Here is a 19,234-nt window from a genome sequence, read left to right as displayed (position 1 = left end):
CGTGGCCGCGCCGGGCGCATGCGATAAACGAATCAGGCGGAAAATCAGAACGCGGCGATCGCCGGGCGGTTGATGGGCGGGGTGCCTTCGCGGAACAGCTGCCCTAGCTGCTGCCGCAGTTCCGGCGTGTCCTGGTGGCCATGAATTGCCACGGCATGCTGGACGGCAGCTTCCAGCAGCTCCTCGTCGGAATCGGCGCTGAGCGCGACGGTACAGTTCATGTCGCTGGGAAATTCCCGGCAATCGATAAATTTTCGGGTCATGACAGCCTCCTCAAAGGCGGGTGGTTTGCGCAATGGCCGCGCAAAAAACGGTGCGCCGGCCGCGCCGGAAAGCGCGACCGCACTGCCGTTATAGTCCCGCGTCGGGAAGGCTACAAGATCGTTACACGCTGCGCGTGTCGTACATCATCAGCTCGGCGCCGCCGGTGGCGAAGTTCGCCAGGTCTGCCGCCGCCGCGCGGCCGGCGTCGGAACCGAGGGCTTCCTGGATGGCGGCAAGCGAGTCGAAGCTGAGCGTCGCTACCAGGAAGGCGGCCTCGCCGGCCACCGGCGCCACCGGGCCGTCGCTGACTTCATAGTTGCGCAATCCGGGAATGCGCTTGGCCAGCGGCACGTGCGTGGCGAAGTAGTAGGACAGGAATGCCGCCTGGTCCTGCGGCTGTCGATAGAGCACCAGCAGTGTGGCCATCGTCGTTTCCTCTCGTGGTCGATATGCGGGGGGGTGCGCTCGGAACCGCCATGCGCACGCCTGGATTGTAGGCCGGCAAGGTGACTACGCCCAGGAACATTATGCCGGCGATGCAATCCTTGTAAGATGCAGGCTTGAAAGCCGCAGGCGCCGGTGATGTCTCCGGCGCCGCCTCGGCGAGCGAATCCAACCTGGACAGCCATGAGCAAACCCTTTCTCAACATCTATTCCCACGACTTCGTGCGCGTCGCGGTAGCCATCCCGCGCTGCAAGGTGGCCGATCCCTTCGCCAATGCGGCCGAAACCATCCGGCTGGCGCGCGAGGCGGCCGAGCGCGGCGCGGTGCTGGTGGCCTTTCCCGAACTCGGCCTGTCGGCCTACACCTGCGACGACCTGTTCCACCAGCGCGCGCTGCTGGAAGCCTGCAAGACGGCGCTGGCCGAGGTGCTGGAAGCCTCGCGGCAAATAAGCGCGGCGCTCGTCGTCGGCATGCCGCTGCAGGTGGACCATCTGCTGTTCAACTGCGCGGTGGTGGTGCTCGGCGGCCGCATCCTCGGCGTGGTGCCGAAGACCTATCTGCCGAACTACGGCGAGTTCTACGAGGCGCGCCAGTTCAGCGCCGCCGACTGCGCCAGCTCGACCGAGGTGGAACTGCTCGGCCAGCGCGTGCCGTTCGGCGCCGAGCTGCTGTTCCAGGCGGAGAACCTGCCGCTGTTGCGCTTCCATGTCGAGATCTGCGAAGACCTGTGGGTGCCGATACCGCCGTCGTCCTATGCGGCGCTGGCCGGCGCCACCGTGCTGGTGAATTTGTCCGCCTCCAACATCGTGGTCGGCAAGTCGGGCTACCGGCATCAGCTGGTATCGCAGCAGTCGGCGCGCTGCCTGTCGGCTTACCTCTATTCGTCGGCCGGCAAGGGCGAATCGTCCACCGACATGGCCTGGGATGGCCAGGCGCTGATCTGCGAGAACGGCGAGCTGCTGTCGGAATCGGAGCGCTTCTCCGACGAATCGCATTTCATCCTCGCCGATGTCGACCTGGAGAAGCTGTCGCGCGAGCGCATGCGCGCCACCACCTTCGGCCATTCGGTGCGCCGGCACCAGGAAGCGGTATCGGCCTTCCGCACGATCGGCTTCAGCGTCGCCCTGCCGCTCGAGCGGGAACTGCCGCTGCAGCGCCGGCTGGAGCGCTTCCCCTACGTGCCGTCCGACGCGCGCCGGCGCGACGAGCGCTGCTCGGAGGTCTACAACATCCAGGTGCAGGCGCTGGTGCAGAGATTGTCCGCCACCGGCATGCAGAAGGTCGTGATCGGCGTCTCCGGCGGCCTCGACTCCACCCATGCGCTGCTGGTGTGCGCCAAGGCGATGGACCGGCTCGGGCTGCCGCGCGCCAACATCCTCGCCTACACCATGCCCGGCTTCGCCACCAGCGGCCGCACGCTGCAGCAGGCGCGCCGGCTGATGGAAGTGGTCGGCTGCAGCGCCAGCGAGATCGACATCCGCCCGAGCTGCCTGCAGATGCTGAAAGATCTCGGTCATCCCTATGCGCAGGGACAGGAGCAGTACGACGTCACCTTCGAGAACGTGCAGGCCGGCGAACGCACCAGCCACCTGTTCCGCCTGGCCAACCTGCACAATGGCCTCGTCATCGGCACCGGCGATTTGAGCGAACTGGCGCTGGGCTGGTGCACCTATGGCGTGGGCGACCAGATGTCGCATTACAACGTCAACGGCAGCGTGCCCAAGACCCTCATCACCCATCTGGTGCGCTGGGTGGCCGATACCCACCAGATCGGCGACACCGGCTCCGACGTGCTGATCGACATCCTCGACACCGACATCAGCCCGGAGCTGGTGCCGGGCAAGTCCGACGGCCAGCCGGAGCAGAAGACGGAGAGCGTCATCGGCCCCTACGAGCTGCAGGACTTCAATCTGTTCTATACCCTGCGCTACGGCTTCGTGCCCTCCAAGGTGGCTTTCCTGGCGCTGTCGGCGTGGGGCGACCGCGGGAAGGGCGGCTGGCCGGAAGGGCCGCATGTGGCGCGCAACCAGTACGACATAGCCGCCATCAAGCGCAATCTCGGCATCTTCCTGCACCGCTTCTTCAAGCTCAGCCAGTTCAAGCGCTCCTGCATGCCGAACGGCCCGAAGGTCGGCTCCGGCGGCTCGCTCTCGCCGCGCGGCGACTGGCGCGCGCCGAGCGATTCGGAAGCCACCGTCTGGATGCGCGACCTGGAGAACATCCCGGACGAGTGACGCCGCCATGACGATATCGGCGGCAAGCCCCATCCCGGCGCGGCTCGACCGCCTGCCGTGGTCGGCGTGGCACTGGCGGGTGGTGCTGGCGCTCGGCATCGCCTGGGTGCTGGACGGCCTGGAAGTGACGCTGATCGGTTCCATCGGCAGCGTGCTGGAGCGGCCGGACACGCTTGGCCTGACGGCGGCCCAGGTCGGCTGGACCGGCTCGCTCTACATCGGCGGCGCGGTGATCGGCGCGCTGCTGTTCGGCCGCCTCACCGACCGGCTTGGCCGCAAGAAGCTGTTCATGCTGACCCTGGCGGTGTACATGGCCGCCACCCTGGCCACCGCCTTCGCCGACGGCTTCCTGTTCCTCTCGGTGTGTCGCTTCATCACCGGCCTCGGCATCGGCGGCGAGTATGCAGCCATCAATTCCGCCATCGACGAACTGATCCCGGCGCGGGTGCGCGGGCGTGTCAACCTCGCCATCAATGCCAGCTTCTGGATAGGCGCGGCGCTCGGCGCAGGGCTGAGCCTGGTGCTGCTGGACGAGCGGGTGCTGGGGCCGGCCCTCGGCTGGCGCGCCTGCTTCATCCTCGGCGCGCTGCTGGCGGTGGCCATCATCCTGGTGCGCCGGCATGTGCCGGAAAGTCCGCGCTGGCTGCTGATGCATGGCCGGCGCGAAGAGGCGCATCGCATCGTCGCCGCCATCGAGGAAGAAGTGCGGCGCCAGCACGGCGAACTCGCGCCGGTGCAGGCGGGCGGCCATGAAGCGGCGCGCGGCGCGCCGGGCTGGCGCGAGGTCGGTGCGGTGCTGCTGCATCGCTACCGCATGCGCAGCCTGGTGGTGCTGGCCATGATGGTGGCCCAGGCCTTCGTCTACAACGCCATCTTCTTCACCTATTCGCTGGTCCTGACCCGCTTCTACGCCGTTGCCGACAACCGGGTCGCGCTTTACATCTTTCCCTTCGCCCTCGGCAACGTGCTCGGCCCCCTGCTGCTCGGCCCGCTGTTCGACAGCCTCGGGCGCCGCCGCATGATCTTCCTCACCTTCCTCATCACCGGCATCGGCCTCGCGCTCACCGGCTGGGCCTTCATGGCCGGCTGGCTGAACGCGCTGACGCTGGCGCTGTGCTGGACGGCGGTGTTCTTCGTCGCTTCCACCGCCGCCAGTTCCGCCTATCTCACCGTGAGCGAGGTGTTCCCGCTGGAGATGCGGGCGCTGGCGATCTCGATCTTCTACGCCATCGGCACCGGCACCGGCGGCTTCCTTGCGCCGGTGCTGTTCGGCTGGCTGATCGACAGCGGCAGCCGCACTTCGGTGGCGATGGGCTACGCGCTCGGCGCGGTGCTGGCATTCATGGCGGCGCTGCTGGCGCGGCGCCATGCGGTGAATGCGGAACGGCGGCCGCTGGAAGAGGTGGCCAGCCTGCGCTAGCTCCGCATCAAGTGCGGCGGCCTGCAGAGCGGCCGGATGTACGCGACAATATCGGGATGACATCTTCCGACAACGTTTCTTCCCAGTCCCGGCAAAGCGCCTGGTGGCTGCTGGCCCTGGCCCTCGTCCTCGTTTCCATCAATCTGCGTCCCGCCCTTTCCGGCGTCTCCCCGGTGTTGCGCAGCATACGCGCCGACACCGGGCTTTCCGCCGCCGCGGCCGGCGGCCTGACCACGCTGCCGGTGCTGCTGTTCGGCCTAGTCGCGCCCTTCGGCACCCGCCTGGCGCGCCGCCTCACCGCCGAGCGCACCATCTTCTTCGCGTTGCTGACGCTGGTGGCGGGCATCCTGCTGCGCGGCGCCATGGGCTTGACCGGCCTGGTGGCCGGCACCCTGGTGTGCGGGGCCAGCATCGGCACGGTGATGGTGCTGCTGCCGATGATCATCAAGCGCGACTTCGCCAGCCGCGTCGGACTCATGACCGGGCTCTACACCATGGCGCTGTGCTTCGGCGCCGCCACCGCCGCCGGCATCGCGGTCCCGATCCAGAACCTGGCCGGCGGCAGCTGGCGCGCGGTGCTGATGGTATGGGCGATCCCGGCCTTCATCGCGGCGGTGGCCTGGACCGGCTTCGGTCCGAAGGCGGTCGACAGCCAGGCGCAGCGGCCCTCGATGAAAGGGCTCTGGTCCAGCCCGCTGGCCTGGCAGGTGGCGCTCAACATGGGACTGCAATCGGTGCTGGCCTACTGCGTCTTCAGCTGGCTCCCCTCCATCCTGATCGACCGCGGCTTCGCCCCGGTGAACGCCGGCGCGGTGCTGTCGGTGTCGATCATGACCCAGCTCATCACTTCGCTGGCGGGTCCGGCGATCGCCACCCGCATGCGCGACCAGCGCGCGCTGATCCTGCTGATGATGGGCCTGTCCATCGCCGGCCTGCTCGGCTGCATGTATGCGCCGGTGGGCCAGATCTGGCTATGGGCGGTGGTGCTGGGGTTGGGGCAGGGCGGCTGCTTCAGCGTCGGCACCATGCTGGTGGTGCTGCGCTCGCCGAACAATCATGTGGTCGGCGCGCTGTCGGGCATGACGCAGCTGGTGGGATACACGATGGCGGCCAGCGGTCCCTACATCGCCGGCCTGCTGCATGACCTGACCGGCGGCTGGGACGCCACCGCCGGATTCTTCATTGCGGTGGGCGTGCTGTCGATGATGGTGGGCTGGGGCGCCGGGCGGCGCCTCACGGTGCAGCTCGCGTAGAACGCGAGCATGAGAAAAGCCTGGCGAAAAGCTTAGCCGGGGAAGTCCTTCAGCATCGAGACCATGCCCTTGATGCTGTCGCCGTAGTGGAAGCGCAGGTCCTCGTAGGAGGCGCGCCAGAACAGCAGGTCGAAGAAGTGGGTGCGCACCGGCAGGGTGATGGGCAGCTTGGTGGTGAAGCGCTCGCCGAACAGCATCGCCACCGGCCACAGCACGCAGTAGAACAAGCCGATGGAGAACACCGCCAGGACGGCCATGATGTCGGAAGTAAGCTTGGCGGCGGAACTGGCCTGGGCGCCGGCTTCCTGCTTCACCAGCTTCTGCAGCATGTAGGTTTCGCGGCATTCGCCGATGAGCATCATGCCGGTGATGGTCAGGTAGACATCCAGCACGCTTATCGAATTCATTACATCGAGGTTCAGCATCAATCTTCCCTTTCAGAACGAGCGAAAGGGTGGCATAGGTGATGACGTGCGTCAATGAAAATGTCCGGTCTCGCGCTCCAAATGGCCATCCCGGCAAGCGGTTTTGCCAGTCAGTCATGCCGTCTCGTTACGGAATTGTTCATCCGTCAAACCGGCCCCCGGTGGAACTCAAATTCTCAGCAGTCCGGCATGTTCGCGATACGGCGCCACCATGTCGCGAAAGAAGTTGAGGCGATAGGCAAGGCCGGTTTCGCGGCTGATGATGCGCGTCGGTTCGCCGTCCTCGAGCCGGTATTTCGCCGGCGCGGAAGAGAGCCGGGACAGCAGCCGGGCGTCGGCCGGCACCGTGCCGTAGCGCTGGAGATTGCGCTGGCGGACTGCTTCCAGCCCCCAGTTGACCCCCTGCGGATTGGCGAGGAAATCCGCCAGCCTGCCGGCCTCTTCCTTGCCGAGCTGGAGCAGGGTCTGCGAGTAGAGCTTTCTGACGGCCTGCGTCGCCTGTGCATGGTCGTTGAACAGGCGCGGACTGTCGGCAAGCGCGTTCGGCAGCAGCTTCGCCAGCCAGAGATGGCGCGCGGCATACACACGGTCGGCCACCTCCAGCAGCGGCTGGCGCAACTGTCTGCCGCGTGCTGCCGGGTCCGGCAGGGGCAGGTCGGGCGGCCACTTGCCGATGTGGCGCAGCAAGGGCATCAGGCCGGCCGCCTGATAGGGCGAGAAGCCGCGCCGCTGCAGGGCGTCAAGCTTTTCCAGGCGCTGCGGATCGATCGCCGCGTCGCCGAACAGCGCCGCCATCCAGTCCACCTGCAGCGTAACGGCGCGGCCGTCGTTCGCGCGTCCCTGGATGTAGATGTCCGGTTGACCGTTGCGGTCCAGCCTGCCCGAGGCGACGTTGCCGTTCGGGCTCTTGAAGTACAGCTCCACGCCGATGCGGGCATTCAGCCTGACGGTCTGATGCGACAGGTCGGCCAGCAGCGAGGCGCCAAGCAGCCAGGGCGCCGCCGGCGTTCCCGCGCTGGCGCTGAGCGCCTGGTTCAGGCCGGCGCTCAACAGCGGGCTGACGTTGTAGACGAAGGAAAACTTGCCGCCGAAGCGCAGCGCCGGCGCCAGCAGCGCATTCAGCTTGGCATTCAGGTAGAGCTTGAAGTCCCGGCGATTCATGCGGTCCTGGCGGGCGAGGAAACGGGCAAGGTCGGTCATGCGCGCCGCCAGCTCGCTGATGTTGACCCGGCCGTCCAGTTCCAGGCCGAGCACCAGGTTCAGCGCCGGATTGGCCGGGTTGCGGTAGGCCAGCTTCAGCGCCATGCCTTTCTTCAGCGTGAGGTTGAGCGGGTCGGCGGCATTCGCGCTGCCCGGGTTCATGCCGAACAGGCGCAGCGCCGCCGACTCCTCGAGTTCGACATTGAAGCCGGCCCTGGCCAGGGCCGCGCCGCCAGGCAGGAAAGGGTTGACGATCCTTTTTCTCTTGCGGTCGAAGCCGGTCTGCCCGGTGGTATCGATCACCTTGAATTCCAGCACATTCTCGCCATCCCTGGTCGGCAGGCGGATCTGGGTACGCAGCGAGCCGACCGGCTTCGCCAGTTGCAGGAAGTCCGGCTCCAGGCGCGATGCCGGCTTCGTTTCTTCATCGACGATGACGGCATGGGCGCCGGTGCGAATGACGATATCGGGCGAGTTGCTGGCGGCTGGGATTGACATGCTGGTTTCCATCGTGCGATCGAGCCGCCATTTGAAACCAGGCGCGTCGTTTCACGAACGAAGCAATTCGCATTTCATTATGACGACACGCCGCGGCGCCTGGCGCCTTCAGCGATGCGCGTGTCCCTCGACCGCGTCATGCCCATGGTCCGACAATTGCGCATCGAACCAGGCATGAATGGTATGAACCAGCTGGGCATCGCCGGTGCGGTAGGCCAGTTCAGCGCCGCCCGTCACCTCGCGGTAATCCACCTGGACCTGTCCCGGCCGTGCCTGCTTGAGCGTTGCCAGGCCCGGCATGCCGGCGCCATGAATGTGCTCCGGACCGGAAAAGTCGCCGCGCCGGAAGCGCGCCTGGATGTCGCGCAGATGCGCGCGCACCAGCCTGACCTGCTTCGCATCGCCAGCCCGCCTGGCGATGACGCGCTGGATGCCGCCGCTGGCCGTCTTGGTGAAGACATGCGTGGTGGCGGCGAGATCGAAGGGCATGACGTCGGCGCCGCGTTGCGCCACTTCCGCCTGCCGCTGCCCGTCGGGGTGATGCGCATGCTGGGCATGGGCCGGCGCAAGCAGAACGAGGGCGCAGAGAAGGGGAAGATGAAGCCGATGCATGAGCGGTCTTTCGAAAGAGGGACGGCCTGATTATATCGGCCGCCTTCCGTCGCTCATGCCGGTTCAGCGCATCGTGGGAGTGGCTTGCCGGGCCCGGATGTCGGCCAGGGTGCCGAGCGCCGCTTCGCGCCAGGGTCCGCCGATGGCCACCGCCTTTTCGGCGGCGGCGCGCGCCTCATCCAGCTTCCCGGCTTCCGCCAGCGCGGACGCGAGGTTGTTGAAGGCGGGCGCGCTGTCCGGGTGGTCCTGGCTGGCGCGGGTGAAGGCATCGATCGCCGCGGGCAGGTCGCCGGCGGCATAGGCGGCATTGCCGCTGCCGAGCTGCAGCGTGAGATTGCGCGGCCAGCGCTTCAGGGCTGCGTCGTAAGCCAGGCGGGAACGCTGCGGCGGCGCCGATTTCTCGAAGCCCACCAGCGCCTCGGCAACGCCGGCTTCATCGACGCTCGCCGGCAGCCGGCCGGGCGGCAGCGCCACCATGCCCCAGTAGTCGCCGCGGGCCCAGGTGTGCTCGAAGGTGGACATGGCCATGACCTGGCGCTCGGTGGTGCCGGAGCGCAGGATGAGCTCTTCATCGTCGAGGTTGTAGCCGATCACCACCGCGTAGTGCCACAGCGGAGAAATGGGCAGGCTGAGATTTTGCAGGATGACCACCGGGTTGCCGGCCGCCACTTCCTGCAGCAGGCTGGAAAGCTTAGGGGCGATCGGCACCGCCACCGCGCCGTTGCGGCGGCCGGCGGCGAGCATCTCCGGCGCCAGGCTGCCCTGGCGCTGCGGCACATAGACCTGCGGCACCAATTCCTCCGGCGATACCGGCTGGCCCGATGCCTGCAGCACCATGGCCAGGGCCGCCGGTCCGCACTGGTAGCGTTCCTGGGCGAAGAAAGGCGTGGCCGCCAGTTCCGCCCGACGCGGCAGGCCGGACAGCGGCTGTTCGCGCAGGGCGGCCGTCTGGGTGGCGCAGCCGCCCAGCGCAAGCAGCAGCAACAGCAGGGCAAGCCTCAGCGCCTGCCAAGGCTTGGCCATCGTTTCCCCCCGGATCAGCGGCGCACCGAGCGGGTGAAGGGGAAGACCTTGGTCAGGCCGAGGATGTCGGTCACCAGCAGCACGACGAAGATCAGCACCAGCGCGCCGAGCACGTCGCCGCCGGCCGGCAGGCTGTCGATCTGGCCGGCCAGCTGGGCGGCCTCGGCATCGGTCAGCGCCGCCACGCGGGCTTCGGCGTCGGCGCGGTTCACGCCCATGCTTTCAAGCTGCGCCATGACCTCCGGACGATTCATGGCGGCGGCAATCTTCTCGCGGTTCTGCTGCGCGCTGGCGGCGGCCTGGATCTGCTCGGTGCCGATCATCGCGGCCTGCACCGATTGCGTGAAGCCGACGAAAGTGGAGGTCGAGATGGCGAGATAAACCAAGGCGGTGCGTAGTGTTCTTTTCATGGCTTGTTCTTCCTGGTTAGGTTCGGGGGTGTCTTTCGACGGCTTGGGTGCAATGTTGACAACGTTCGGCGCGCAGAGTTTCTGTCGGCCAGCGCCGCGCCTGTGGTGGTTGACCGGCGGCATGCATCGCGGCGTGCATCATCGCGGGAACCTTGCCATGTCCACAACCGATCTTACAAAGGGTGACATATCGTCAAGGAGACGGAGATGGAAATCGGCTTCATCGGTCTGGGCAGCATGGGGTATCCCATGGCGGAAAACCTGCTGAAGGCAGGACACGCGCTTGCCATCTGGAACCGCTCGAGGGAGAAGGGCGAGGGACTGGCAAGCCAGGGGGCGCGCCAGGCGGGGCGGCCGGCCGACGCGGTATCGGCCGACGGCGTGGCGATCACCATGGTGGCCGACGATGCGGCGCTGGAGAGCGTGGTGCTGGGGCCGGATGGAATACTGGAGAAGCTCGGCCCCGGCGGCGTGCATGTCTCGATGAGCACCATCTCGCCGGCGCTGTCGGCGCGGCTGGCCGAGCTGCACCGGGCGCGCGGCAGCCACTATGTGGCGGCGCCGGTGTTCGGCCGGCCGGATGCGGCGGCGGCGAAAATGCTGTTCGTGCTCTGCGCCGGGCCGGCGGCCGCCTGCGAGCGGGTGCGGCCGGCGCTGGAAGCGATGGGGCAGAAGGTGTTTCCGCTGGGCGAAGAACCGGTGCATGCGAACATCATCAAGCTCGGCGGCAATTTCATGATCATGAGCGTGATCGAGGCCATGGCGGAGGCGATGACGCTTGGCGAAAAGCATGGCGTGCCGCGCGAGAAGACGATGGAGGTACTGACGCAATCGATCTTCCCCGCGCCGCTGTTCGTCAACTACGGCAAGCAGATCGCCGCCCATGCCTACCGGCCGGCGCGCTTCAAACTGTCGCTCGGCTTGAAGGATGCGAACCTGGTGCTCGGCGCCGCCGCGCGGGCGCAGGTGCCGATGCCGCTGGCGGCGCTGATGCAGGGCCGTTATCTCGCTGCGGTCGCTAAGGGCCGCGCCGATCTGGACTGGACCGCGGCGGCGCTGAATGTGGCGGAGGATGCGGGACTCGATCCGGGCGACGGACATTGAACCGCGTTGCGTCAGGCAGCCTGCTCGTCCTTCTGCGCATGCGGGAAGCGGTCCATCGTCGTCAGCATCGGAAACAGCCGCATCCATAATCCCGTCACCACCAGGGTGGCCGCGCCGCCCAGCAGCAAGGCCCGCACCAGGCCGAACCAGCCGGCGGTGATGCCCGACTCGAATTCGCCAAGTTCGTTGGAGGCGCCGATGAAGACCGAGTTGACGGCGCTGACGCGGCCGCGGATCGCGTCCGGCGTTTCATACTGGACCAGGATGTGGCGGATGTAGACGCTCACCATGTCGCCGGCGCCCATCAGCAGCAGGGCCACCAATGCCACCATCGCGTGATCGGTCAATCCCAGCACCACGGTGGCCAGGCCGAAGACCGCGACGCCGCCGAACATCCACCAGCCGACCCGGCGCGTCATCGGCCAGAAGGCGAGCGCGATGGAGGTGAGGGCGGCGCCCGCCGCCGGCGCGGTGCGCAGCAGGCCGAGCGTACTCGGGCCGGCATGCAGCACGTCGCTGGCATAGGCCGGCAGCAGCGCGGTGGCGCCGCCGAACAGCACCGCAAAGAGATCGAGCGAGATCGCGCCCAGCACCACCGGCTTGGACCAGACGAAGCGCAGGCCTTCAAGCAGGGTATGCCAGCTGGCCGGTTCGCGGCGGGTCGCCTGCGGCGCTACCCGCACGCCCATCATCATGACCACCGAGGCCAGCAGCAGCGCGACCACCGTGGCATACACCGCGATCGGCCCGGCCAGATAGAGCAGGCCGCCCAGCATCGGGCCGACGATGACCGCGACATGGAAGCTCGACGAACTCAGCGCCACCGCCTTGCCGAAGCTCTCCGACGGCACCAGGTTGATCAGGATCGCCTGGCTTGCCGGCATCATGAAGGCGCGGGCGCTGCCGAACAGCGCCAGTACCGCGAACACCGGCCATACCGCTTTCAGGCCGGACCAGGTGAGCAGATACAGCAGCACGCCGCACAGCAGCTGCATGGCGATGCAGCCGGTGAGGATGGAACGGCGGTCATAGCGGTCCGCCACGTGGCCGGCCGGCAGGATCAGCACCAGAAACGGAGCGAACTGCGCCAGCCCGATCAGGCCAAGGTCGAACACATCGCCGGTGGCCGCATACACTTGCCAGCCGATGGCGACGCTTTGCATTTGCACCGCGAGCGTCGACAGCAGGCGGGCGGCGAGGTAAAGGGTGAAATCGCGATGACGCAGGACGTCGAAGCCGTTCAGGGAAAACAGTGCCATGAGAGGTGCCTACGCGTGCATCGCCGGCGCAGTGTGACTTGCGCAAACCGGCGGCAGGCGGCGGAAACGGAAAAGCCACGATTATAGTGCGTAGTGCGATTACGCATTTGCCAACGCCCATGGGCTTGCGGCGAAGGCGGTTAAGGCTGCCGGTTCATCGGGCAGGGAATTAATGGTTACAGGCCGCGGTCCGGCGCAGAAGGCGGCCCGGCGCGGCGATTCTCGGCGGGCCGGCGTTAATCGCCCGTGCCGCCGATTAAGCGGCTGCATGCGGCGCGCTCGCAGGCGGCAAGGCCTGCCCGGGATCAAGGCGGATTAAATGTGCGGCGTTACAGTGTGCCTGCAGGCGTGCTATCCTACCGTTTCATTGCATCGCATCGAAATGCATGGCGCTGTCTCGGTCATTCCCGAAGGCAGCTTGCGACTGGTCTTGCAACGAACCAGTTCCCTTGCCGCGAATGGCTCGATATTTAATCAAGGATTCATCCCTGTAAAGCCGCTGCCGCAGTCGGCCCGCATTAACGCTCAACCGGGCGCACGCTGTCGTGCGCCCACGCCAACGCACATATTTACTCTATGGCCCGTCAATCCGAAAAAACCGCCTCCAACGCCATCATCAAATGGTCCGAAGAAGAATGGCAAGCGATCGCCAAGCGCCTCATCCGCATGAAGGGAGAGGACTTCGCCCGTTCGCGCGACCTCGAAGAAGTCAAGGCGAAGGATATCTTCCTCGCCCAGGAAGTCCTGCCTGAGGAAAGGCACCGCAAGCTGATTTCGATCTCCCAGGGCTTCCAGGCCAGCCGCCAGCGCCTCGGCCATATCTTCGAAGGGCTCGACGGCGCGGGCGAGACCGAGGGCGAGGCGAAGCGCGGCAGGAAGTCCGGCGCCAGGGAGGCAGCGGAGACGGAAGCGGCCGATGCGGCGCCCGTGCACAGGAGCCGCGCGCGGCATGCCGAGCCTGCCGTCGAGGCGGCGGGCGAGGATGACGCCGGCGCGGTCGAGCAGGAACCGTCTGCCGCCAGCGTGAGCGCGACCGCGCCGCAAGCGGCGGCGCCTGCGAATCCTCCGGCAGCGGCCGTCGAGCCGGCGGCTTCGGCCGCATCGCCGCGCCTGCCATCATCCCAGGATGCCGTGCTGCCCGGCGCGGCGACGCTGGCCGAAGTGGCGCGTCCCTTCGTCGCCATGTTCTGCCAGGAGCTGGCTTCGGCGCTGGTAAACGCGCTGTCGCAGCAGCAGGGCGGCGAAGCCTTGTCCTCGCTGCTGCAGGCGGCGCTGTCGCAGGCGGCCGGCGGCGCGGCGCGTCCCGCGCCGGCACAGGGTCGTCCGCAGAAGGAGTTTCGTGCGCGTCAGCCTGGCAACTTCAACACCAATTCGCAACCGGTGAATGCGGCGCCGGTGGCGCCGGTCCAGGCGGCGGCAGCCCATGTCGACGACGACCATCATGCCGCCGACAACGACGTGCAGCCGCTGTTCGATCCCAAGCTGCCGCCGTCGCCCAACAGCAGCTTCAAGCCGAAGATCGCGATCATCGGCATGGATGGGCGCGACTTCGAGGACCTGCGCCAGCAGTTCCCGCAGTTCGAGTTGTCGTCGGTGGCCACCGACGCCATGCAGAACGCGCCGGTGCTGCAGGAGTGCCAGCGCATCCTCGGCCAGCGTGAAGGCGTGCCGGTGCAGGCGGATGAATTCCTGCGCCGCACCTACGGCCATCGCTATCTGCGCGTGACGGGCGGCATGGGCCGCATCCGCGACCAGCTCAGCACCTGGCTGGACAACCCCGCCGCGATGAATGCCGCCGGCCGCTCCTGGCCGAAGAAGAAGTTCAACAACAATAACAACAAGGGCCAGGGCGGCGAGCAGAAGCGGCGCCAGAACCGCTTCCCGAAGACGCCGCGGCAGTAAGGAAGGCCGGCGGCATCATGCGCCGATGCTGCGTTGGCCAGGCGTTCAAGATCCGCGAAGCGCGCCCTAGGCAAGCCGGAATCGTCGTGGTACACTTCGCGCCGCTTCGAACGATGAAGCAGTCATCCGGGGGTATAGCTCAGCTGGGAGAGCGCTTGCATGGCATGCAAGAGGTCAGCGGTTCGATCCCGCTTACCTCCACCAGGATACAAAAACGCCGTCCATGCGACGGCGTTTTTCATTTGCGCTCCTGACGTGCACTCCAGACGTGAAGAAGATGCGCTGCAATCGCCGCGAGACATTTCTTCATCGCTTTCACCTCGTCCGCGCTAGAACTTCGGAATGCGCAGCGTCTTGCTGATCATGAGCGTGCCGGACAGGACGAACAGCAAGGCCAGCGGATGCAGCACGATGCCGCCGATCTCCCATGCGCCGCCAACCAGCTGATCCTGCAATCTTCCCTGCCAGGCGCAGTAGGCCAGCACCGCCGTCAGCAGCACGCTGGTCGGGATCGGGGTGCCTTCGAAATAAGCAACCTTGTCGCCGCCCTCCGACAAGGTTTCCGCCGTGACGTTGAAGCGGGCCAGACGGCTCACGCCGCAGCAGACGAAGTAGATGAGCGCGATCCAGTCGCCGGCGCCGTCCAGGCCGGCGGTGAAGCCGAGCGCGGCAGGCGCGATGCCGAAGGAAATGACGTCGGCGAGCGAGTCCAGTTCGCGGCCGAGCGGCGAATGCTGCCGCCGCCAGCGCGCGATCTTGCCGTCGAGGACGTCGAAGATGAAGGCGGCGGGCGCCATGGCCGCAGCGAGGAAGAAATCGCGCAGATCCTGGCTGGCGGCATGGCGCATGGCGAAGAAGATGGCGATCACGCCGCAGGCCGCATTGCCGAGGGTGAAGAAGTCCGCCAGGTGGAAGCCGCGGATCATGGAGAAGTGCCTGGGGCGGCCGCTCGGATCGGACATGGGCATCAATTCCTGCAAGGGTTGGGATGGCGGCACAGGCGCTGCTTCGCCGCCGCCCGCCGGCGACGGGACGTCGCATGCAGGGTCGTCGCGCTCACGGATGCGGCAGCCATGTCAGCGGCCACTCGGTGGCCGACTTGTAGATGACGCCGCCCTTGCGCCAGATGGAAGTGATGCCGTCGCCGAGCGCTTCCAGCACGTACAGATGCTCTTCCAGTTCATGCTCCAGTTCGGCGACGCTGTTCGTGATGGGCAGCGGAATCGGCACCTGGTCCCACATCGCCTCGCCATAGTGAACGGTGGCCGGCACCAGGACGTAAGCGCCCGGACCATCCCACTCCAGTTCGTACTCGAAATCTTGCATTGCTATCCCCCGACCGTTGGCAGAGTTATATCATCCGCGCGGGCAGCTGAAATGATCTCTGACAAACAAGGGAAGCCGAATGCGGCCGCGCCTTTGCCTGCCTTGAGCAGCACGCATTTTCCTGTTTCTGAAGCCGCGTTGCGGCGGCATGGGAGACGATGGGCTTGCCCGATCTCCGGGCGCGCCGCGGGCCGGAACTTTCCCGCCGCGCCGCACACTGACCTGTGTCCGCATGGATAATGCATCGCATGCGTCAAGAACCAAGGATGATTTGATGAAAGGCACTTTCCGTTCCCTGGCCCGGTTCAACTACCGTGTCTGGGCCGCCGGCGCGCTGGTCTCCAACGTCGGCACATGGATGCAGCGCACCGCCCAGGACTGGCTGGTGCTAACTCATCTGACGCAGGAGAACGCCACCGCGGTCGGCATCGTGATGTCGCTGCAGTTCGGCCCGCAGCTGGTGCTGCTGCCGCTGACCGGCTATGCGGCCGATCATTTCGACCGCCGCAAGGTGCTGATGGTGACCCAGTCCGCCATGGGCTTGCTGGCGCTCGGCCTCGGCCTGCTGACGCTGCTTGGCGTGGCCCAGCTCTGGCATGTGTACGGCTTCGCGCTGCTGCTCGGCATCGTCAGCGCCTTCGATGCGCCGGCGCGCCAGACCTTCGTCTCGGAGCTGGTGGGCGAGGCCGACCTTTCCAACGCGGTGGCCCTGAATTCCACGTCGTTCAATGCCGCGCGCATGGTGGGGCCGGCGGTCGCCGGCGCGCTGATCGCCTCGGTCGGCACCGGATGGGTGTTCATCATCAATGCCGCCTCCTATGTGGCGGTGATCGGTTCGCTGATGCTGCTGCGGCTGCATGAATTGAACCGCAGGGAAGGGCCGGCGCGGTCCCGCGGCGGGCTGGCGGCGGGCTTTCGCTATGTGTGGAACCGGCCCGACCTGAAGGTGGTGCTGTTCATGCTGTTCCTGATCGGCACCTTCGGCCTGAATTTCCCCATCTTCATTTCCACCATGTCGGTCACGGTGTTTCGCGCCGATGCCAGCGAGTACGGCGTGCTGTCCTCCGCCATGGCGATCGGCTCGGTGACGGGCGCGTTGATGGCGGCGATGCGGGGGCAACCGCATGTCGCCCGCCTGGTCGCGGCGGCGGCGGCATTCGGCATCGGCTGCACCTTGGCGGCCCTGATGCCGAATGCCTGGCTGTTCGGCGCGGCGCTGGTGCTGATCGGCGTGGCGGCGCAGACCTTCACCACCTCCACCAACAGCGTGGTGCAGCTGACGACCGAGCCCGGCATGCGTGGCCGCGTGATGGCGATCCTGCTCGCCATCCTGCTTGGCGCCACGCCCTTCGGCGCGCCGGTGGTCGGTTGGGTGGCCGACCGCTTCGGGCCGCGCTGGGCGCTCGGCGTCGGCGCCGCTTCCGGCATCGCGGCGGCACTGGTCGGCGCGCTCTATCTGCGCCGCGCGCGCAGGGATGCAGCGGCGGGTAGAGAATCGCCGGCAGCATCGGCGACCGAGCGGAGCTGAACGATCATCGACGACCGGCCGCGTCAACCATGATCGCCGGGCCTGACCAGAGGCAGAAGAACGAAAAAGTCCCTGGCCCATTGGGCTTCAGGGTCTCGATCATGCGCCGACGTGACGGTAGATGCGCCGCGCGGGGCGTGATCCGCGCCGCGAGGGAGCGATGAAGCCGATGATGGCGGCGTCGAAGCCGTCGATGGCGACGACGCTGAAGCAGCGCGGGACATCAGCATCCGCTGGCCGGAGAAGCGGCGCGTGTCGACGAAATCCTGTACCTCTATGGAAGATGACGCGACATGCTCTTCTCGCCTTGCGTGAAGACGAGCGCTGCCAGCCGCATGCGTCGGGCGCCGGCCGGCGCCCGCCACAGGCGCTTAAGCCTTGTCGCCGATCTTCAGCGAGATGCCGCCCAGGCCGGCGATGCTGCCTTCGATCAGGTCGCCGGACACCACCGGGCCTACGCCTTCCGGCGTGCCGGTGTAGATCAGGTCGCCCGGCATCAGGTGGTAATAGCCCGACAGGTGGGCGATGATTTCCGGCACGGCGTGGATCAGCAGCGTCAGGTCGGAAGCCTGCTTGGTCTGGCCGTTGACCCGCAGCTCGATCGCGCCCTGGCTGAAGTGGCCGCTCTCGGCCGCCGGCACGATCTCGCCCAGCACGGCGGACTCCTCGAAGTCCTTGCCGAGGTCCCACGGGCGGCGCTGCTCGCGCGCCACCAGCTGCAGGTCGCGCCGGGTCATGTCGAGGCCGCAGGCATAGCCGTACACATGCTCCAGGGCCTTGTCCTTGTCGATGCGAAAGCCTTCTTTGCCGATCGCCACCACCAGTTCCATCTCATAGTGGTAGTTGGCGGTGCCGGGCGGATAGGCCACGGTGGCGCCGGACGGCACATAGGTATGCGCGCTCTTGGTGAAGTAGAAGGGCGCCTCGCGGTCGACCTGCACGCCCATCTCCTTGGCATGCGCTTCGTAGTTGCGGCCGACGCAGAAGATGCGGCGGATCGGATAGGTCTGGCTGCTGCCGCGGACAGGCGCGGCGACGACGGGGGCGGGGGCGAACAGGTATTGGGACATGATTGTTCCTTAAGCAAACACTTCGTAAAAACCCAGCTTGCGATGCAGCGGGGCATCGTCGACCATGAACAGGAAGGCCGGCTCCTTGTTCGAGGCATTCGACAGGCGCAGCTCGGCATGGGTCGGCACCGCCATGGTGTCGGCCTGCGCGAAGCCGCAGGCCATGTCATCGATGAAGGCATTGCCTTCGCCTTCGACCACGTGCAGCACGGCGGAGGCGGAGCGGCGCGGCAGGCGCACTTCCTCGCCCGGACGCAGCATCAGGGCGGAGAAGCCCAGCGTCGGCAGACATTCCTGGCCGGTTTCGGGATTGACGTAGGCCACATGCACTGGCTGCCCGAGCGGCGTGGTCCGCGCGATGTCGGCCAGGGTCTGGCGCACTTCCTTCCACGGGAAGCGCAGCAGCGGATAGTCGGCGCGCTGGCGGGCGAGGGAAGCGTAAGGCACCACGCCGCCCTGGCGGAAGCGGGAAACGGAGGAATTGTGCGGGTCGGTGATGTCCTGCAGCGGCGCCTCGGTGGCGTAGGAGGCCTCGAGTCCATAGACCAGCGGCAGGTCGAGGGCGTCGAGCCAGATCACCGGGTCGGTGCCGTCGTGGCCGTGCTGGTGCCAGAGGCCGGGCGGGGTGAGGATCAGGTCGCCCTTTTCCATCGGCAGCTTTTCACCATTGACGACGGTATAGCCGCCGCGCCCCTCGACCACGAAGCGCACCGCCGACGGCGTGTGCTTGTGGTTGGGCGCGTTTTCTCCCGGCAGGATCAGCTGCAGGCCGATGTAGATCGAGGGCGTGGCCTGCATGTTTTCCAGGCCGAGGCCGGGATTGCACAGCACCAGCACGCGGCGCTCGGCCTTTTCGATCGGAGTCAGTTCGCCGGCCAGCATCAGGTTGGGGCGCACGTCGGCGTATTTCCACAGCTGCGGCAGGGTCTTGCGCGAGGGTTTGCCGTACGGGAGCACGGCGCGCAGCGCCGGCCACAGCGGCAGCAGGTTCCGGCTTTTCAGGCCGTCGACGTAATCGACCGGCAGGTCTTCAACACGTCCGAGTGAGGATGTCATCTGTCTCTCCTTGAATGCGGCCGATGCGCCGGCATTCTGCGCTTGCAGATTCGCCGGGCCAGCCATGCCAAAAGGGTCGCTTATGTTTTAATTCGGCGATTAATATAGCACCTGTTTCTTCCGTTTGGAATAAAAATTGGCAGAATGAGCGTAGGCTGGAAAAAGCATGATTCCGATTTGCGGGCGAAAATGCGGGTAAAAATAA

The 19,234-nt window shown here is 66.7% G+C and carries 18 protein-coding genes and 1 tRNA gene; 7 read left to right on the top strand and 12 right to left on the bottom strand.

From position 1 onward, the window contains the following. Positions 1–44 precede the first annotated feature (44 nt). Both CHB88_RS07570 and CHB88_RS07565 read right to left on the bottom strand, forming a co-directional pair. Positions 45–263 (bottom strand): DUF1059 domain-containing protein, encoded by a 219-nt coding sequence (locus CHB88_RS07570; protein ID WP_089398700.1) that lies wholly within the window; start codon positions 261–263, stop codon positions 45–47. A gap of 121 nt (positions 264–384) precedes the next feature. Continuing rightward, a complete protein-coding gene (locus CHB88_RS07565) occupies positions 385–690 on the bottom strand; it encodes an EthD family reductase (protein WP_089398699.1) in 306 nt (101 codons plus the stop codon). A gap of 201 nt (positions 691–891) precedes the next feature. Here CHB88_RS07565 and CHB88_RS07560 point away from each other — a divergent pair, with 201 nt between their 5' ends. The 3 genes from CHB88_RS07560 to CHB88_RS07550 are packed head-to-tail and all read left to right on the top strand — an operon-like array spanning position 892 to position 5,616. Then, positions 892–2,943 (top strand): NAD(+) synthase, encoded by a 2,052-nt coding sequence (locus tag CHB88_RS07560; protein WP_089398698.1) that lies wholly within the window; start codon positions 892–894, stop codon positions 2,941–2,943. 7 nt (positions 2,944–2,950) lie between these two features. Then, entirely contained in the window at positions 2,951–4,363 is a 1,413-nt protein-coding gene (locus CHB88_RS07555) for an MFS transporter (RefSeq protein WP_089398697.1), read from the top strand. Between the two features lie 56 nt (positions 4,364–4,419). Beyond that, positions 4,420–5,616 (top strand): CynX/NimT family MFS transporter, encoded by a 1,197-nt coding sequence (locus tag CHB88_RS07550; RefSeq protein ID WP_089398696.1) that lies wholly within the window; start codon positions 4,420–4,422, stop codon positions 5,614–5,616. A gap of 32 nt (positions 5,617–5,648) precedes the next feature. Here the strand turns inward: CHB88_RS07550 and CHB88_RS07545 are convergent, their stop codons facing one another. The 5 genes from CHB88_RS07545 to CHB88_RS07525 all read right to left on the bottom strand — a co-directional run bounded on the left by CHB88_RS07545 (position 5,649) and on the right by CHB88_RS07525 (position 9,784). After that, the gene (locus tag CHB88_RS07545) at positions 5,649–6,023 is read right to left on the bottom strand and encodes a hypothetical protein (RefSeq protein WP_143131166.1); all 375 of its coding nucleotides are present in this window, start codon (positions 6,021–6,023) and stop codon (positions 5,649–5,651) included. A gap of 186 nt (positions 6,024–6,209) precedes the next feature. Next, the gene (locus CHB88_RS07540; RefSeq protein WP_143131165.1) at positions 6,210–7,739 is read right to left on the bottom strand and encodes a hypothetical protein; all 1,530 of its coding nucleotides are present in this window, start codon (positions 7,737–7,739) and stop codon (positions 6,210–6,212) included. Between the two features lie 108 nt (positions 7,740–7,847). Further along, positions 7,848–8,351, bottom strand: a complete 504-nt coding sequence (locus CHB88_RS07535; protein WP_089398693.1) for an aspartate carbamoyltransferase — start codon at positions 8,349–8,351, stop codon at positions 7,848–7,850. A gap of 63 nt (positions 8,352–8,414) precedes the next feature. Further along, positions 8,415–9,374 carry a PA2778 family cysteine peptidase gene (locus tag CHB88_RS07530; RefSeq protein ID WP_089398692.1) on the bottom strand — a complete coding sequence of 320 codons (960 nt, stop codon included), beginning with the start codon at positions 9,372–9,374 and terminating at the stop codon, positions 8,415–8,417. A gap of 14 nt (positions 9,375–9,388) precedes the next feature. Further along, positions 9,389–9,784 carry a PA2779 family protein gene (locus tag CHB88_RS07525; protein ID WP_089398691.1) on the bottom strand — a complete coding sequence of 132 codons (396 nt, stop codon included), beginning with the start codon at positions 9,782–9,784 and terminating at the stop codon, positions 9,389–9,391. Between the two features lie 207 nt (positions 9,785–9,991). Between CHB88_RS07525 and CHB88_RS07520 the strand changes: the two genes are divergently transcribed. Next, a complete protein-coding gene (locus CHB88_RS07520) occupies positions 9,992–10,888 on the top strand; it encodes an NAD(P)-dependent oxidoreductase (protein WP_089398690.1) in 897 nt (298 codons plus the stop codon). 11 nt (positions 10,889–10,899) lie between these two features. Here the strand turns inward: CHB88_RS07520 and CHB88_RS07515 are convergent, their stop codons facing one another. Further along, entirely contained in the window at positions 10,900–12,147 is a 1,248-nt protein-coding gene (locus tag CHB88_RS07515) for an MFS transporter (RefSeq protein ID WP_089398689.1), read from the bottom strand. Positions 12,148–12,723: 576 nt separating this feature from the next. Between CHB88_RS07515 and CHB88_RS07510 the strand changes: the two genes are divergently transcribed. After that, complete coding sequence (locus CHB88_RS07510; protein ID WP_089398688.1) at positions 12,724–14,049, top strand: hypothetical protein; 1,326 nt, start codon at positions 12,724–12,726, stop codon at positions 14,047–14,049. Between the two features lie 128 nt (positions 14,050–14,177). Beyond that, positions 14,178–14,253 (top strand) — tRNA-Ala (locus CHB88_RS07505). A gap of 125 nt (positions 14,254–14,378) precedes the next feature. Here the strand turns inward: CHB88_RS07505 and CHB88_RS07500 are convergent. After that, the gene (locus CHB88_RS07500; protein WP_089398687.1) at positions 14,379–15,011 is read right to left on the bottom strand and encodes a CDP-alcohol phosphatidyltransferase family protein; all 633 of its coding nucleotides are present in this window, start codon (positions 15,009–15,011) and stop codon (positions 14,379–14,381) included. A 94-nt stretch (positions 15,012–15,105) separates the two neighbouring features. Continuing rightward, complete coding sequence (locus CHB88_RS07495; RefSeq protein ID WP_089398686.1) at positions 15,106–15,375, bottom strand: hypothetical protein; 270 nt, start codon at positions 15,373–15,375, stop codon at positions 15,106–15,108. A 274-nt stretch (positions 15,376–15,649) separates the two neighbouring features. Between CHB88_RS07495 and CHB88_RS07490 the strand changes: the two genes are divergently transcribed. Then, positions 15,650–16,903 carry an MFS transporter gene (locus CHB88_RS07490; RefSeq protein WP_089398685.1) on the top strand — a complete coding sequence of 418 codons (1,254 nt, stop codon included), beginning with the start codon at positions 15,650–15,652 and terminating at the stop codon, positions 16,901–16,903. Positions 16,904–17,274: 371 nt separating this feature from the next. Here CHB88_RS07490 and CHB88_RS07485 read toward each other — a convergent pair whose 3' ends face one another. Both CHB88_RS07485 and CHB88_RS07480 read right to left on the bottom strand, forming a co-directional pair. Beyond that, positions 17,275–17,973 carry a fumarylacetoacetate hydrolase family protein gene (locus CHB88_RS07485; protein ID WP_089398684.1) on the bottom strand — a complete coding sequence of 233 codons (699 nt, stop codon included), beginning with the start codon at positions 17,971–17,973 and terminating at the stop codon, positions 17,275–17,277. Between the two features lie 9 nt (positions 17,974–17,982). Further along, a complete protein-coding gene (locus tag CHB88_RS07480) occupies positions 17,983–19,029 on the bottom strand; it encodes a cupin domain-containing protein (RefSeq protein ID WP_089398853.1) in 1,047 nt (348 codons plus the stop codon). Positions 19,030–19,234: the final 205 nt, after the last annotated feature.

The sequence above is a fragment of the Noviherbaspirillum humi genome (assembly GCF_900188095.1).
GTDB lineage: Bacteria > Pseudomonadota > Gammaproteobacteria > Burkholderiales > Burkholderiaceae_D > Noviherbaspirillum > Noviherbaspirillum humi.
This window is presented reverse-complemented; position numbering and strand designations above follow the sequence as displayed.

What these genes read in the sequence shown, in the direction of transcription:
- CHB88_RS07500 (WP_089398687.1), bottom strand. Translation starts at nt 15,011, where the DNA reads ATGTCCGATCCGAGCGGCCGCCCCAGGCACTTCTCCATGATCCGCGGC.
- CHB88_RS07490 (WP_089398685.1), top strand. Translation starts at nt 15,650, where the DNA reads ATGAAAGGCACTTTCCGTTCCCTGGCCCGGTTCAACTACCGTGTCTGG.
- CHB88_RS07525 (WP_089398691.1), bottom strand. Translation starts at nt 9,784, where the DNA reads ATGAAAAGAACACTACGCACCGCCTTGGTTTATCTCGCCATCTCGACC.
- CHB88_RS07480 (WP_089398853.1), bottom strand. Translation starts at nt 19,029, where the DNA reads ATGACATCCTCACTCGGACGTGTTGAAGACCTGCCGGTCGATTACGTC.
- CHB88_RS07485 (WP_089398684.1), bottom strand. Translation starts at nt 17,973, where the DNA reads ATGTCCCAATACCTGTTCGCCCCCGCCCCCGTCGTCGCCGCGCCTGTC.
- CHB88_RS07565 (WP_089398699.1), bottom strand. Translation starts at nt 690, where the DNA reads ATGGCCACACTGCTGGTGCTCTATCGACAGCCGCAGGACCAGGCGGCA.
- CHB88_RS07495 (WP_089398686.1), bottom strand. Translation starts at nt 15,375, where the DNA reads ATGCAAGATTTCGAGTACGAACTGGAGTGGGATGGTCCGGGCGCTTAC.
- CHB88_RS07530 (WP_089398692.1), bottom strand. Translation starts at nt 9,374, where the DNA reads ATGGCCAAGCCTTGGCAGGCGCTGAGGCTTGCCCTGCTGTTGCTGCTG.
- CHB88_RS07555 (WP_089398697.1), top strand. Translation starts at nt 2,951, where the DNA reads ATGACGATATCGGCGGCAAGCCCCATCCCGGCGCGGCTCGACCGCCTG.
- CHB88_RS07570 (WP_089398700.1), bottom strand. Translation starts at nt 263, where the DNA reads ATGACCCGAAAATTTATCGATTGCCGGGAATTTCCCAGCGACATGAAC.
- CHB88_RS07535 (WP_089398693.1), bottom strand. Translation starts at nt 8,351, where the DNA reads ATGCATCGGCTTCATCTTCCCCTTCTCTGCGCCCTCGTTCTGCTTGCG.
- CHB88_RS07560 (WP_089398698.1), top strand. Translation starts at nt 892, where the DNA reads ATGAGCAAACCCTTTCTCAACATCTATTCCCACGACTTCGTGCGCGTC.
- CHB88_RS07540 (WP_143131165.1), bottom strand. Translation starts at nt 7,739, where the DNA reads ATGTCAATCCCAGCCGCCAGCAACTCGCCCGATATCGTCATTCGCACC.
- CHB88_RS07550 (WP_089398696.1), top strand. Translation starts at nt 4,420, where the DNA reads ATGACATCTTCCGACAACGTTTCTTCCCAGTCCCGGCAAAGCGCCTGG.
- CHB88_RS07520 (WP_089398690.1), top strand. Translation starts at nt 9,992, where the DNA reads ATGGAAATCGGCTTCATCGGTCTGGGCAGCATGGGGTATCCCATGGCG.
- CHB88_RS07510 (WP_089398688.1), top strand. Translation starts at nt 12,724, where the DNA reads ATGGCCCGTCAATCCGAAAAAACCGCCTCCAACGCCATCATCAAATGG.
- CHB88_RS07515 (WP_089398689.1), bottom strand. Translation starts at nt 12,147, where the DNA reads ATGGCACTGTTTTCCCTGAACGGCTTCGACGTCCTGCGTCATCGCGAT.
- CHB88_RS07545 (WP_143131166.1), bottom strand. Translation starts at nt 6,023, where the DNA reads ATGAATTCGATAAGCGTGCTGGATGTCTACCTGACCATCACCGGCATG.